The sequence below is a fragment of the Streptomyces hamibioticus genome (genome assembly GCF_047946815.1).
Taxonomy (GTDB): Bacteria; Actinomycetota; Actinomycetes; order Streptomycetales; family Streptomycetaceae; genus Streptomyces.
Genome location: NZ_JBKKQY010000001.1, coordinates 508,968 through 523,233, shown reverse-complemented (window position 1 = coordinate 523,233; position 14,266 = coordinate 508,968). Strand labels below are relative to the sequence as shown.

At 71.7% G+C, this 14,266-nt stretch carries 11 protein-coding genes and 1 pseudogene; 7 read left to right on the top strand and 5 right to left on the bottom strand.

Annotation, left to right across the window (positions count from 1 at the left end):
- Window positions 1-162 precede the first annotated feature (162 nt).
- Entirely contained in the window at window positions 163-2,223 is a 2,061-nt protein-coding gene (locus ACLGIH_RS02310; RefSeq protein ID WP_416523511.1) for a discoidin domain-containing protein, read from the top strand.
- Here ACLGIH_RS02310 and ACLGIH_RS02305 read toward each other — a convergent pair.
- On the bottom strand, window positions 2,191-3,213 hold the full coding sequence (locus ACLGIH_RS02305; RefSeq protein ID WP_416523510.1) for a TIGR01777 family oxidoreductase: 1,023 nt from the start codon (window positions 3,211-3,213) through the stop codon (window positions 2,191-2,193). The genes ACLGIH_RS02310 and ACLGIH_RS02305 overlap by 33 nt on opposite strands.
- Window positions 3,214-3,358: 145 nt before the next feature.
- Between ACLGIH_RS02305 and ACLGIH_RS02300 the strand changes: the two genes are divergently transcribed.
- The 4 genes from ACLGIH_RS02300 to betT all read left to right on the top strand — a co-directional run bounded on the left by ACLGIH_RS02300 (window position 3,359) and on the right by betT (window position 9,638).
- Window positions 3,359-4,507 carry a CapA family protein gene (locus tag ACLGIH_RS02300; protein ID WP_416523509.1) on the top strand — a complete coding sequence of 383 codons (1,149 nt, stop codon included), beginning with the start codon at window positions 3,359-3,361 and terminating at the stop codon, window positions 4,505-4,507.
- A 249-nt stretch (window positions 4,508-4,756) separates the two neighbouring features.
- Window positions 4,757-6,316, top strand: coding sequence for an APC family permease (locus ACLGIH_RS02295; RefSeq protein WP_416523508.1), 1,560 nt, complete (start codon window positions 4,757-4,759; stop codon window positions 6,314-6,316).
- A 92-nt stretch (window positions 6,317-6,408) separates the two neighbouring features.
- Window positions 6,409-7,338, top strand: coding sequence for a GNAT family N-acetyltransferase (locus tag ACLGIH_RS02290; protein WP_416523507.1), 930 nt, complete (start codon window positions 6,409-6,411; stop codon window positions 7,336-7,338).
- Window positions 7,339-7,517: 179 nt separating this feature from the next.
- Window positions 7,518-9,638, top strand: a complete 2,121-nt coding sequence (gene betT / locus ACLGIH_RS02285; protein ID WP_416523506.1) for a choline BCCT transporter BetT — start codon at window positions 7,518-7,520, stop codon at window positions 9,636-9,638.
- Window positions 9,639-9,710: 72 nt separating this feature from the next.
- Here the strand turns inward: betT and ACLGIH_RS02280 are convergent, their stop codons facing one another.
- From ACLGIH_RS02280 to ACLGIH_RS02270, 3 genes and pseudogenes are all read right to left on the bottom strand, one after another.
- Complete coding sequence (locus ACLGIH_RS02280) at window positions 9,711-10,004, bottom strand: hypothetical protein (RefSeq protein WP_416523505.1); 294 nt, start codon at window positions 10,002-10,004, stop codon at window positions 9,711-9,713.
- Between the two features lie 26 nt (window positions 10,005-10,030).
- Window positions 10,031-10,387: a hypothetical protein gene (locus ACLGIH_RS02275; RefSeq protein ID WP_416523504.1), complete on the bottom strand. Its 357-nt coding sequence runs from the start codon at window positions 10,385-10,387 to the stop codon at window positions 10,031-10,033.
- Window positions 10,388-10,519: 132 nt separating this feature from the next.
- Window positions 10,520-12,632: pseudogene (locus ACLGIH_RS02270) on the bottom strand (MMPL family transporter).
- 73 nt (window positions 12,633-12,705) lie between these two features.
- Between ACLGIH_RS02270 and ACLGIH_RS02265 the strand changes: the two are divergent.
- Both ACLGIH_RS02265 and ACLGIH_RS02260 read left to right on the top strand, forming a co-directional pair.
- Window positions 12,706-13,248, top strand: coding sequence for a MarR family transcriptional regulator (locus tag ACLGIH_RS02265; protein ID WP_416523503.1), 543 nt, complete (start codon window positions 12,706-12,708; stop codon window positions 13,246-13,248).
- 9 nt (window positions 13,249-13,257) lie between these two features.
- Window positions 13,258-13,479: a hypervirulence associated TUDOR domain-containing protein gene (locus tag ACLGIH_RS02260; RefSeq protein WP_416523502.1), complete on the top strand. Its 222-nt coding sequence runs from the start codon at window positions 13,258-13,260 to the stop codon at window positions 13,477-13,479.
- A 141-nt stretch (window positions 13,480-13,620) separates the two neighbouring features.
- Here the strand turns inward: ACLGIH_RS02260 and ACLGIH_RS02255 are convergent, their stop codons facing one another.
- Window positions 13,621-14,193 carry a dihydrofolate reductase family protein gene (locus tag ACLGIH_RS02255; protein WP_416523501.1) on the bottom strand — a complete coding sequence of 191 codons (573 nt, stop codon included), beginning with the start codon at window positions 14,191-14,193 and terminating at the stop codon, window positions 13,621-13,623.
- Window positions 14,194-14,266 lie beyond the last annotated feature (73 nt).

The window sequence follows — 14,266 nt, the reverse complement described above, 5'->3', positions numbered from 1 at the left end:
ACGCCGGCGGCCGTGACTCTTGACTCGCCCCGCCGGAGTGGCGATGCTGCCCCAGCAGGCATTGCACCGGTCATGACAACCTTGCCCGCCGGGGGAGCGGCCACCCGCCCGGGCGGCTCGGCCCGTCGACCGTGTCATCCCGCCGACCGAGGGACGTGGCCCGTGACCAACGCCCGACGCCCGTACCGCCGACGCACCGGTGTCACCGTCGTCTCGCTGCTCCTGCTGCTGGCCACCGCCCTCGTCCCCACGCCGAGTTCCGCGGCGGACGGCGACTGGTGGACGCCCGGCGCACGGCCGGCGCCGGACTCCGCGATCAACGTCACCGGCGAGCCGTTCCGGGGCACCGACTCCCGGGGCGAGGTGCGCGGCTTCGTCGACGCGCACAACCACCTGATGTCCAACGAGGCCTTCGGCGGGCGGCTCATCTGCGGCCGGACGTTCTCCGAGGCCGGCATCGCCGACGCGCTCAAGGACTGTCCGGAGCACTACCCCGACGGCTCGCTGGCGATCTTCGACTTCATCACCAACGGCGGCGACGGCCGGCACGATCCGGTCGGCTGGCCCACCTTCGAGGACTGGCCGGCGCACGACTCCCTGACCCACCAGCAGAACTACTACGCCTGGGTGGAGCGGGCCTGGCGCGGCGGCCAGCGAGTGATGGTCAACGACCTCGTCACCAACGGCGTGATCTGCTCGGTCTACTTCTTCAAGGACCGCGGCTGCGACGAGATGACCTCGATCCGTCTCCAGGCGAAGCTGACCTACGACCTCCAGGCCTACATCGACAGGATGTACGGCGGCCCCGGCAAGGGCTGGTTCCGCATCGTCACCGACAGCGAGCAGGCCCGCGACGTGATCGAGCAGGGCAAGCTGGCGGTGATCCTGGGCGTGGAGACGTCGGAGCCGTTCGGCTGCAAGCAGATCCTGGACGTCCCGCAGTGCGGCAAGGAGGACATCGACAAGGGGCTGGACGAGCTGCACGCGCTGGGCGTGCGCAGCATGTTCCTGTGCCACAAGTTCGACAACGCGCTGTGCGGGGTCCGCTTCGACTCCGGGGCGCTCGGCACGGCGATCAACGTCGGCCAGTTCCTGTCGACCGGGACCTTCTGGAGGACGGAGAAGTGCACCGGTCCGCAGCGCGACAACCCCATCGGCCAAGCCGCCGCACCCGAGGCGGAGAAGAAGCTGCCCGCCGGCGTGCGGGTCCCCTCGTACGACGCCGACGCGCAGTGCAACGTCCGTGGGCTGACCGGCCTCGGTGAGTACGCCGTGCGCGGCATGATGCAACGCGGGATGATGCTGGAGATCGACCACATGAGCGTCAAGGCCACCGGCCGGGTGCTCGACATCCTCGAGGCCGAGTCCTACCCGGGGGTGCTGTCCTCGCACAGCTGGATGGACCTGAACTGGACCGAACGCGTCTACCGGCTCGGCGGTTTCATCGCCCAGTACATGCACGGCTCCCAGGCGTTCAGCGCGGAGGCCGAGCGCACGGACGCGCTGCGCGACGAGTACGGCGTGGGCTACGGCTACGGCACGGACATGAACGGGGTCGGCGGCTGGCCCGGGCCCCGCGGCGCGGACACCGACAACCCCGTCAGGTACCCCTTCCGCAGCGTCGACGGCGGTTCCGTCCTCGACCGGCAGACCACCGGCGAGCGCACCTGGGACCTGAACACCGACGGAGCCGCGCACTACGGTCTCGTCCCCGACTGGATCGAGGACATCCGGCTCGTCGGCGGCCAGGACGTGGTGGACGACCTCTTCCGGGGCGCCGAGTCCTACCTCGACACCTGGGGCGCGTCCGAGCGGCACCGGCCCGCCGTGAACCTGGCCGGGAAGGCGCCAGCCACGGCCAGTTCGACGGAGTGGAACCCGTTCACCAGCTACGCGGCGGGCCGCGCCGTGGACGGGGACCGGAAGACCCGCTGGGCCAGTGACCGGAGCGACGGACAGTGGCTGCGCATCGACCTGGGGGCCACTCACCAGGTGGGCCGCGTCACCCTCGACTGGGAACGCGCGTACGGCACGTCGTACCGCATCGACCTGTCCACCGACGGCGAGCGGTGGCGCACCGCCTGGTCCACGACCGCGGGCGACGGCGGCCTGGACACCGCCCGCTTCCCGGCCACGGCCGCCCGGTACGTCCGCCTCCAGTTCCTGGAGCGCGGCACCGGTTGGGGCTACTCACTCCACGAGGTGGGCGTCCACGGCCACTGACCGCCCACCGCGCCCCGGCCGCCGGGAGCGGACCGGACGAGCGCCCCCGCGCGAGGACCCGGCCCGTCGCACCAGATCCGCGGCGGCCCCCTCCCACTCGGGGTACGTGAACGCGAACCCGGCCGCGCGCAGCCGCCCCGGCACCACCCGGCGGCTCTTGAGCAGCAGCTCCGTGTCCGAGCGCAGCGCGAAGGCCCCCAGTTCCGCCATCCAGCGCGTCGCCGGCAACCCCATCGGGACGCCCCGGGCCGCCCGCAGCACCCGCATGAACTCCCGCTGCGGCAGCGGGCCGGGCGCTGCCAGGTTCACCGGCCCTTCGAGGTCGTCCCGGTCGATCAGGAACTCCACCGCCCGCACGAAGTCCTCGTCGTGGATCCACGAGACGTACTGCGCGCCACCGGCGACCGGCCCGCCCAGTCCCAGCCGCGCCAGCCGCAGCAGCACGTCGAAGACGCCGCCCCGGTCGGGACTCATGACCATCGCCGACCGCAGCGCCACCTTCCGGGTCGCCGGGGTGCGCGCCTCGGCCTGCGCCCGCTCCCAGTTCCTCGCGATCCGCACGCTGTAGGCCCAGTAGTCCGGAACCCCGGCCTCCGAGCCGCCGATCACCCCCGTCGCCTCGTCGTTCGCCGCGTCGAAGCGGTGGGCGTAGATCGTCGCGGTACTCATCTGGAGCCACAGCCGCGGTGGCCGTGCGGCGGCCGCGATCGCCTCGCCGATCACCCGCGCCGAGTCCACCCGGGAGTCCATCATGGCCCGCAGGTTCTCCGCGGTGTAGCGGCACGAGACGCTCCGCCCGGCCAGGTTGATCACCACGTCGCAGCCGTCGACCGCCTCCGCCCAGCGGCCGAGCGTGACCCCGTCCCAGCCGGTCTCCCGCTCTGCCCTCGGGCGCCTGGTCAACACGGTGACCTCGTGCCCGGCCGCCGTCAGCGCACGGTTCAGAACCGTGCCCACCTGTCCGGTTCCGCCGGCCAGCACCACCTTCATCGTGCGCCTCCTCGGCTTCGGTGGGCCCAGCGTAGCGGTAAAATTTGAACGTGTTCAAGAAGAGGGCGGTCCGGGAGCGGGCACACGGTCCGGGAGAAGCCCCGGTCACCCGTCCGTCCGCACGTGTCGTGGGAGGTGCCGAGAGATGGCCGCGCACCGGGAACATGGAGGCAGGCACCCCGACGTCGTGACGCTGTTCCTGTGCGGTGACGTCATGCTCGGACGCGGCATCGACCAGATCCTGCCGCATCCCGGCGCCCCGGAGCTGCGGGAGGAGTGGGTGCGGGACGCGCGCTCCTACGTGGAACTGGCGGAGCGGGCCGGTGGCCCGGTGCCCGCGCCGGTCGGCCCCGAGTGGCCGTGGGGCGAGGCGCTGGACGTACTGGAGCGGGCCGCCCCGGACGTCCGGATCCTGAACCTGGAGACGGCGGTCACCGCCGACGGCGAGTTCGCGCACGGCAAGGCGGTCCACTACCGGATGCACCCGGCCAACCTGCCCGCCCTGACGGTGGCCCGGCCGGACGTCTGCGTGCTGGCCAACAACCACGTCCTGGACTTCGGGCGCCGCGGCCTGGCCGAGACGCTGGACGCGTTGGCGGGGGCGGGGCTGCGGACCGCCGGTGCCGGGCGCGACGCCGCGGCGGCGCACGCGCCGGCCGTGGTTTCCGTCGGCCGCACCGCCCGTGTCCTGGTGTTCGCCGTCGGTGCGGCCTCCAGCGGCATCCCGCCGGGCTGGGCTGCGACCACGGCGCGGTCGGGCCTCGCCTACGTCGCCGAGCCGACGACCGACGCCGCCCGGGCCCTGGCCCGGCGTGTGCGGCAGGCCGCGCGGCCGGGGGACATCGCGGTGGTGTCCGTCCACTGGGGCTCCAACTGGGGCTACCGCGTGCCCCGTGACCAGGTCCGCTTCGCGCACGCCCTGGTCGACGGGGGTGTCGACGTGGTCCACGGCCACTCCTCGCACCACCCCCGCCCCGTGGAGGTGTACCGCGACCGGCTGATCCTCTACGGCTGCGGGGACTTCATCGACGACTACGAGGGCATCGCCGGGTGGGAGGAGTACCGCGACGACCTCCGCCTGGCCCACCTGGTCTCGGTGGAGGCCGCCACGGGCCGCCTCGCCGCGCTGCGCATGGTGCCCCTGCGCGCCCGCCGGATGCGCCTGGAGCACGCGCCGGACGCGGACCGTGCCTGGCTGCGCGCGACGCTCGACCGGATCAGCGCGGGCGTGCGCGTGGCCCTGGAACCCGCCGGAACGCTCGCCCTGACCTTCGGGCCTCGGATCGTCCGGTGAGGCCCGACGGCGCGGGGTGACGCAAGTCACTGGGCAAGCTGCAAACGGCGAAAACCGGACACCGCTGCGATTACCGAATATCGGACACCGTTTGTTCACCCTTTGGAACACCCGAGGCTTTCCGAGGTAGAGCCTTCGGAACGAAGGCTCGCTCGCTCGTTGACCGTTGAAGTATGGGCTCTGGCTCGTCGGAAGGTGTTACCCCAGGGAACCGCCACCACGGAAACCGCAGGATTTAACGTCTCGTTCATGACTGAGCTCCACGTACGGCCACAGGCCACCGACACCCACGACGGCGGTTCCGCCGAAGGTATGCGGGCGAAAGGCCTGAGCGGGAACTCCGTGGGCCTGGTGGGCAGCGCGATCATCGGTGTCTCCACCGTCGCGCCGGTCTACTGCCTGACCTCGACGCTCGGTGCCACCGCCGGCGAGGTCGGACTGCAGCTGCCAGCCGTGTTCCTCGCCGGGTTCCTGCCCATGCTGCTCGTCGCCTTCGCCTACCGCGAGCTGAACAAGGCGATGCCCGACTGCGGCACCTCCTTCACCTGGACGGTCAAGGCGTTCGGCCCCCGCCTGGGCTGGATGTGCGGCTGGGGCCTGGTGATCGCCACGATCATCGTGCTGTCGAACCTGGCCGGCGTGGCCACCTCGTACTTCTGGCTGCTCGCGGGAGAGCTCACCGGAAGCGAGGCGGTGGCGGCGCTCGACGGCAACAAGGCGGTCCACATCCTGACCACCTTGGCGCTCATCGCGATCGCCACCGTCGTCAGCTACCGCGGCATGACGGCGACCAAGGGCCTGCAGTACACGCTGGTGGCGCTGCAGCTGGTGGTCCTGGCCACGTTCGTCACGATGGCCCTCGGAAAGGCGGGCAGCGCCGAGTTCCCGACCTCCGTCGACTTCTCCTGGTCCTGGCTGAATCCGTTCGCCGTCCAGTCGTTCGCCGCGTTCACGGCCGGCCTGTCACTGTCGATCTTCATGTACTGGGGCTGGGACGCCTGCCTGACGGCCAACGAGGAGACCAGCGGCAGTGACCGCACCCCCGGCCGTGCCGCGCTCGTCGCCATGATCGTGCTGATCGGCTCCTACCTCGCCACGGGCGTCGCCGCGCAGAGGGTCGTGGGCTCCGGTGAGCAGGGCCTCGGCCTCGCCAACCCCGAGAACTCCGACAACGTCTTCGCCGCCCTCGCCGGCCCGGTGATGGGCCCGGGGCTCGGCGTCCTGCTGTTCGTCGCCGTCGTCGCCTCGGCCGCGGCCAGCCTCCAGACGACCTTCATCCCCGTCGCCCGGACCGTCCTGGCCATGTCGACGTACGAGGCGCTGCCCGCCTCCTACGCCCAGGTCCACCCGCGCTTCCGCACCCCCGGGCGGGCCACGGTGACGGCGGGCATCGCGACCGGTGTCTTCTACACCGTGATGACCCTGGTCAGCGAGCACGTACTGATCGACACGATCTACGCCCTCGGCCTGATGATCTGCTTCTACTACGCGCTGACCGCCTTCGCCTGCGCCTGGTACTTCCGCTCCGACCTGCTGAAGTCCGGACGCGACCTGATGTTCAGGGGCGTGTTCCCGGTCGTCGGCGGAGTGCTGCTCGCGGCCGTCTTCGCCAAGACGCTCGTCGACATGTGGGACCCCGCCTACGGCAGCGGCTCCTCCGTCTTCGGGGTCGGCTCGGTCTTCGTGATCGGCGTGGGCCTGCTCGCCCTCGGCCTGGTGATCATGAGTGTGATGCGCCGGCGCAGCCCCGCCTTCTTCCGCGGCGAGGTGCTCACGACGTCGACACCGGCCCTGGTCGCCCAGGACTGAGGCGCCCGGGCGCGCCCGCGGGGGCGCCGGCGGGACGGCCGCGGACGGAAAACCCGTTGCGGCCAACCGCCGGCGCCCCCGACGCTTCCCCCATGCCCCCAGCCCTCCTGCGGCCGGCCACGCTCGCCGACGCGCCCGCCATCACCGCGCTCCTCAACGAGATCGACCGGATCGAGATCGGCCAGCCCGAGACCGACCAGCACACGGTCGAGGCCGATCTGAAGCACCCGGAGACGGATCTTGGGCGCGACTCATGGGTGGCCTTCGACGACGGCCGCCCGGTGGCGTACGGACTGCTGTGGGACGAGTCCGGCGGCGAACGCATCGACATCGACCACTACGTCCTGCCCGACCACCAGGAGACCGGACTGCGCCTCCTCGCCGACATGGAGGCCCGGGCCCTGGCCAAGGCACGCGACAACGGAGCCCGCCGAGCCGTCGTCCACCTGCACCTCAACACCCGGCCCACGACCGACACCGCCCTCCTCGCCGGCCGGGGCTGGAAGGCCGTACGCCGCTACCACGTCCTGCACCGCCCCCTGGACCCGGCACGGGACCGCGAGCCCACGGCACCGGCGGGCGTGCGGGTCCGGTCCTGCACCACCGAGGCGGACCGCGTCCGGGTGCGCGAGCTGCACCAGTCGGCCTTCGCCGAGCACTTCGACTTCCAGCCGCGCGGCTACCGGCAGTGGCTGCACGACATCGACGCCACGGATCTGGACTGGTCCCTGGTGTGGATCGCCGCCACCGAGGACCTGGGGGACGCCGGGTTCCTGCTGGCCCGGAACGACCGCCGGGCCATGGGCTGGATCCACAGCATCGGCGTCCGGCGCGAGGCACGCGGCCGCGGCCTGGGCGGCCTCCTGCTGCGGCAGGCCTTCGCCGGGTTCGCCGCCCGGGGCCGGGACACGGTGGGGCTCGGCGTCGACACGGCGAACGGGACGGGTGCTCCGCGGCTGTACGAGCGCAGCGGCATGAAGGTCCACTACGCCGTGGACACCTGGGAGGCCGTGCTCGACTGAGCACCGCAGTCGACGGCACTCGGATCCGCCACCGGGTTCCCCGCCGGCGCGACCGCCGATCCGTGCAGCGGAGAGCCGCACGCCGAATGCACGGGACACGTGACACCGGTGCTGGACTGTGACGCGGGGTTGTTAGGAGACTGTCGCGTCAGCTGCGTCGCACGTGGAGGAACACGGCTATGTCGAGTGTCGGAGACGAAGGCGGCGGGGCGGCACCGGAAGGTGCGGCGGACGCCGAGGCGCCGGGCACGGGCACGCTCAAACCCGTGGTGTTCGTCGGGTCGGCGGTGCTGGTGCTCGCCGTCTCCATCTGGGCGATCGTCACGCCGTCCGGGGCGGAAGAGGCCATCGGAGTGGCCGTCGACAGGATCTCTTCCTGGTTCGGCTGGTACTACTTCCTCGCCGCGACGCTGTATCTGGTCTTCGTGGTGTTCATCGGCGTGTCGAAGTACGGCACGATCAAACTCGGGCCGAAGCACTACAAGCCCGACTACGGGCTGTTCGCCTGGGCGGCGATGCTGTTCGCGGCCGGTATCGGCATCGACCTGATGTTCTTCTCGGTGGCCGGGCCGGTCAGCCACTACCTCGCACCGCCGGAAGGCGACCCCGAGACGGTGGAGGCGGCCCGGCAGGCCGTGGTGTGGACGCTGTTCCACTACGGCATCACCGGCTGGGCCATGTACGCGCTGATGGGCATGGTGCTCGGGTACTTCGCCTTCCGCTACCGGCTGCCGCTGGCCATCCGTTCCGCGCTGTACCCGATCATCGGCCGGCGGATCCACGGCCGGATCGGCGACACCGTCGACCTCGCGGCCATCCTCGGCACGGTGTTCGGCATCTCGGTGTCGCTCGGCATCGGGGTGGTGCAGCTGAACTACGGCCTGCAGGTCCTGTTCGACGTGCCGGAGGGACTGCCGGCGCAGATCGCCCTCATCGGCGTGGCCGTGGTGATGGCGACGGTGTCCGCGGTCGCCGGTGTCGACCGGGGCATCCGCCGGCTGTCGCAGCTCAACGTCCTCCTCGCCGTCCTGCTGATGCTGTTCATCCTGGTCGTGGGTGAACCGATCCGGCTGCTCAACTCCCTTGTGCAGAACGTCGGGGACTACGTCAGCAGCTTCCCGTCGATGACGCTGAACACCTTCGCCTACGACCAGCCGACCGAGTGGCTGGACGCGTGGACGCTGTTCTTCTGGGCGTGGTGGATCGCCTGGGCACCGTTCGTGGGCCTGTTCCTGGCCCGGATCTCCCGCGGGCGCACCCTGCGGCAGTTCGTCGCGGCGACGCTCATCATCCCGTTCCTCTTCACCGGCCTGTTCCTGGCCGTCTTCGGCAACAGCGCGCTGTTCGTGGTGCGGGACGGCAACACCGCGTTCGGGCAGACCGCGATGACCTCTCCCGAACAGGGCTTCTACGGGCTGCTTGACCAGTACCCGGGCGCGCTGTTCAGCGCCGGACTGGCGACGTTCGTGGGCCTGCTGCTCTACGTCACCTCCGCCGACTCCGGGGCGCTGGTCATGGGCAACCTCAGCTCCGACCTGCCCAGCCCGGTGACCGACGCGAAACCGTGGCTGCGCATCTTCTGGGCGGTGACGACGGGACTGCTCACCCTCGCCATGCTCATCGTGGGCGGAGTGCAGGCGCTCACCGACGCGACCATCATCATGGGCCTGCCCTTCTCCTTCGTGATGTTCCTCATCATGGCGGGGCTCTACCTGGCGCTGCGCACCGAACGCATGCGGGACGAGGCGCAGATCACCACGCTGCCGGGCTCGCTGTCCGGCCGGACCACCTTCCACGGCCCGCCGGGGGCGCCCAACTGGCGGCGGCGACTGGCGCGTGCGATGGCGTTCCCCGGGAGGCGGGCGGCCACCAGGTTCGTCGACGAGGTGTGCCGCCCCGCCTTCGGGGACGTCGCCCAGGAGCTGAGGCAACAGGGCGCCGAGGCCGAGTTCCTGGAAGGGGTGCACCCGGACAACGGCCTCGCCCACGTCGGGCTGCGGGTGCCGATCGGGACGAACGACGAGTTCGTCTACCAGGTCTGGCCGGTCGAGACACCGACTCCCGGGTTCGCGACCCGGTCGGTCACCACCCACGACACCTACGTGCGCTTCGAAGTACAGCTCGCCGAGGGCAACCAGGGCTACGACGTGATGGGTTACACCAAGGAGCAGCTCATCGCCGACATCCTCGACCAGTACGAGCGGCACCTGGAGTTCCTTCGGCTGCACGACGAGGCGTCGGCCCGCTCGGCGCTTCCGGACCACCGGCCCGATGCGCCCGAGGCGCACCTGCCCGAGTGACCGGTCGCCGCGCCCGGTGACGGGGTGCCGTGCGTCACGGGCGGACGCACGGCACCCGGTCGGACCCTGCGGTCAGGGACCGCAGATGCGCTGGGCCTGGGAGGCCGTCCGGTCCCGGTCGGCCTTGGCGTCGGCCAGGGCCTGCCGCTCGGCGTCGCCCGGGTGGCCGCCTTCGGCGACGAGGTCCTTGTACCACTTCAGCCAGGACTCGTAGTCCTTCTGCGTCTTCTCGGCGACCGCGATCGCCTTGGCGCAGCGGTCCGGCGCGACGGCCGGAGCGGCGTGCGCCGCTGAGGGGAGAGCGAGGACCAGGGCGGCACAGGCCGCCCCGGCGAGCACGCGCGGAGACACCAGCGGAGACACCATGGGACACCTACCTCCCGGCGGACTGCCTACGACGTGAGCGTGACCCATCGGCCCGAGTCGGCCGTGGACACGCACTGCTGATAGGGGTTCGGACTGCCCTGCCGCTCCTGGCAGTTCCAGGCCGTCCCGCCGACCTGTACGGTCACCTTCGAACCGGTCGCGCCGCGCGCCTTCTGCGTGTAGGCTCCGGCGACTTGCAGAGCGGTGGCGCACGACGTCGTACGGTCGGCCGACACGGCGAGTCCCGAGGCGCCGTCCGTGCCACACACCCTGCCCGGTGCCGCGGCCGCGCTGTCGGCGACGGACAGCGCGGTCAGGAGTGTGAGTGCCAGTACGAGGACGGTCACCAGGCCCGCTCTGGCGGTGTTCGTGAACGTCTGCATCTGAGCCTCCTTCCGGACGCACCTCCACCACCATCACCCGGCCGGCCCAGCCCTGCCACTCGGCGGCGGCTCGCGACCGACCGGGTGACGCCCCATCAGGCGGCCGTGGCGCGGTGACCCTGCCCGTCGCGGCTACGCCGGGTGCCGTGCCTCGGCCGCCGGCCCGGTGCCGGTGCGCGCCAGGGCGCTGGGCCACCACGCCCGGCGCCCGATGTCGATCACCAGCGCGGGTACCAGCAGCGAGCGGACCACGAGCGTGTCGAGCAGTACGCCGAAGGCGACGATGAACGCGATCTGCACCAGGAACGCCAGGGGGATCACCATCAGCGCCGCGAACGTCGCGGCGAGCACCACCCCCGCGGAGGTGATCACCCCGCCGGTCGTGGTCAGCCCGCGCAGCACGCCCTGCCGGGTGCCGTGCGAGAGTGCCTCCTCCCGTACCCGGGACATCAGGAAGATGTTGTAGTCGACGCCGAGCGCCACCAGGAACACGAAGCCGTACAGCGGCACCGACGCGTCCGTTCCGCTGAAGCCGAGGAGATGCTCGAAGACGAGCGCCGAGACTCCCAGCGTCGCCACGAAGTTGAGCGCGACGGTCGCCACCAGCAGCACCGGGACGAGCAGCGAGCGCAGCAGCGCCATCAGGATCAGCAGGATGATCGCGAGCACGATCGGCACGATGACCACCCGGTCCCGGGCCGCCGTCCGCTGGGTGTCGTACTGCTGCGCCGTGTACCCGCCGACCAGCGCGTCGGCCCCGGGGACCGCGTGCACGTTCTCGCGCAGCCGCTCGATCGTCTCCTTGGCCGCGTCGCTGTCCGCGGCGGCCTCGAGCGTGGCGTCGATGCGCACGCGCCCCTCGACGACGAGCGGCTCGCCGGCCCCGGGCCGTCCGGAGGCGGAGAGCGCCCCGGCCGACGCCACGCCCTCGGTGCTCCGTGCCGCGGACGTCACCTCGGCGGTGCGTTCGGCGTCGGCGATGACGACGGCCGGGTTGCCGGACCCGCCGGGGAAGTGCTCACCGAGGGTCTGCTGGGCACTGACCGAGGGCGCGTCGTTCACGAAGATCTCGTCGAGCGGCACGCCCTTGGCGGACAGGGTGGGCGAGAACGCCGCGAAGAAGGCGAGGGTGAGGGCGGTCACCACCCACGTCCGCCGCGGCCGGCGGTCCACCGTCGCGGCGACCCGGCGCCACACCCCGCCGCCCCGCGCGGGCGTTGCCGACGGCTCCGGCCGGGACGGCCAGTAGGCGGCGCGGCCCAGCAGGGCCAGCACGGCCGGCAGGAAGGTGAGCGCGGAAAGCACGGCGCACCCGATGCCGATGGCGCCGACCGGCCCGAGGGCGCGGTTGTTCGTGAGGTCACTGGCGAGCAGGGCCAGCAGCCCGAGCGCCACGGTGGCGGCGCTCGCGGTGATCGCACCGGACGAGCGGCGCACCGCGGCCTGCGCCGCCGCCGTCCGCTCCCCGCGTACGGCGAGTTCCTCCCGGAAGCGCGCCGTCAGCAGCAGGGCGTAGTCGGTGGTGGCGCCGATCACCAGGATCGAGAGGATGCCCTGCACCTGGCCGTCGACCCGGACCACGTCCCGCTCCGCCAGCGCGTACACCACGGCGCAGGCGAGGCCCAGCGCGAAGACGGAGCCGAGGATGATCAGGAACGGCAGCAGGACGCTCCGGTAGACCAGCAGCAGGATCAGCAGCACGGCGCCGAGCGCCACGCCCAGCAGCAGTCCGTCGATGCCCGCGAAAGCGTCCGACAGATCGGCCTGAGTGGCCGCCGGGCCGGCGATCTCGGCCGTGGTGCCGGGGACGTCCCGTGCCGCATCGCGCACCGCGTCGAGGGCCGCGGGCAGCTCCTCGCCCAGGTCGGGCGCCAGCTGGACGACGGCCTGCATCGCCTGGCGGTCGTCGGAGAGCAGGGCGGGCGACGGGCGGCCCACGACACCGGGTTCGGTGGTGAGCGCGCCGATGGAGCGGGTGGCCTCGGTCTGCCGGGCCTCGGTGATCCGTTCCCCGTCCGCGGTCCAGACCACGATGGCAGGCAGGGTCTCGGACTGGTCGAACGCCTTGCGGGCTTCGAGCACTCGGAGTGGACTCGGCGCTCCGGGGCAGGAAGGCGGCCTGGTCGTTGGTGGCCACCTCACCCAGCTTGCCCGCGTAGGTACCGAGCGTTCCGCCCACGCCCAGCCAGACGAGGACCAGGACGAGCGGTAGGAGCCACCGGGTCCGTCGGGCAGCGGTTGTCACGAAGGTCTCCAGGCAATCGGCAATCAGTCACACATCAACTATCTTAATCATTGAGTGATCGTATGCTGGAGGCATGCCCGGCACCCACGAGCCCCCTCCCTTGCTCCCGGCGGACGACCCGGTGGGGTTGCAGACCTTCGCCGTCCTCCTGCGTCGGATGAACGGCGAGTTCAACCGGATCGCCCAGGAGTTCGCCCAGGCGCAGGGCCTGCATCTGACCGATGTGCTGGCCCTGATCGCCATCCTGGACGCCGACGCCGACGCCGACGCCGACGCCGACGCCGACGCCGACGCCGACGCCGACGCCGACGCCGACGACGGCCCCATGACGCCCGGAGCGCTGCGCAAGCGGCTCAATCTGACGTCCGGCGCGGTGACGGCGTGCATCGACCGGCTGGAGAGGGCCGGGCACATACGCCGTGTCCGGGCGGCCGACGACCGCCGGGTCGTGCATCTGCACTACGCGGAAGCGGGACGAGAGGTCGCCCGGGACTACTTCCGGCCCCTCGCCCGCAGTACCGGCACCGCATGCGACCGTTTCACCCCGGACGAACTGGCGGTGGTCGTCCGCTTTCTCGGCGAGTTGAACCGGGAACTCAGCCTCCTGCGCCGCTGACCCACCCGGATGCGGAGCCTCGCCGTCCGGCGCGGCGTGGAACAGGACGGGCGCCACGGCAGTGAGACGGAGGGCAAGGACGAGAAGAAGATCACCGAGCGGACGAGGGCGAGGAGGGCGGCGGGCCGGACCGTGGACGCCTCGTCCGAGGAGCCGCAGTACGAGGTGCGCGGCGACAGGTCCGGCAAGTCGGCGGTGCACAAGCCGTCGGCCCTGCGGAAGAAGAAGTGACGGGGCGTACGCGGCTCCCGCCGGCGTCACGCGCGCACGAACCGGGGCCATGCCCCGCTCGGTCTAGCGGAAAGGGCGCGGTGGCGCCGTGGCCGGTCGGAACGGGCCCGGTCCGGACCGGACCCGTTCCGGGGCGTACCGTCAGCGGACGACGTCGAAGACGTTCTTCTGCAGGCCGTTGGCGTACACCTCGTGCTCGACGAGCTTCAGCTTCTGCGCGTCCTTGTCCGTGTCGCTGAACAGCCGCTTGCCGGCGCCCAGCAGGAGCGGGAACACGAGCAGGTGGTAACGGTCGATGAGACCGGCGTCCGACAGGCTCCGGTTGAGGGCGGCGCTGCCGTGCATGATGATCGGCCCGCCCTCGGTCTCCTTCAGCGCGGCGACGTCGTCGAGCGAGCGCAGGATCGTGGTCTCGCCCCAGTTCGGCACCAGGTCGTCCGCGGTGAGGGTGGTGGAGACCACGTACTTCGGCATCACCTTGTACTCGGCGAAGTCCGCCATGTCCGGCCAGACCGGGCTGAACGCCTGGTAGCTGGCCCGGCCCAGCAGCATGGCCGTGGCCTCCTGCTGCTCGCGTCCCTTGATCTCGTAGGCCTCCGGGAGGAACTCGACGTCCTTGAAGGTCCATCCCGAGTTCCGGTAACCGGGCTCGCCGCCCGGGGCCTCCACGACGCCGTCGAGCGAGATGAACGCGGTGCTGATCAGGGTGCGCATATGAGGTCTCCCGAGTGCGGTGCGGTGGCTGGGCTCGGCAGGTGCGGCCGGGGCCCGGTCGGCGGCCCCGCGG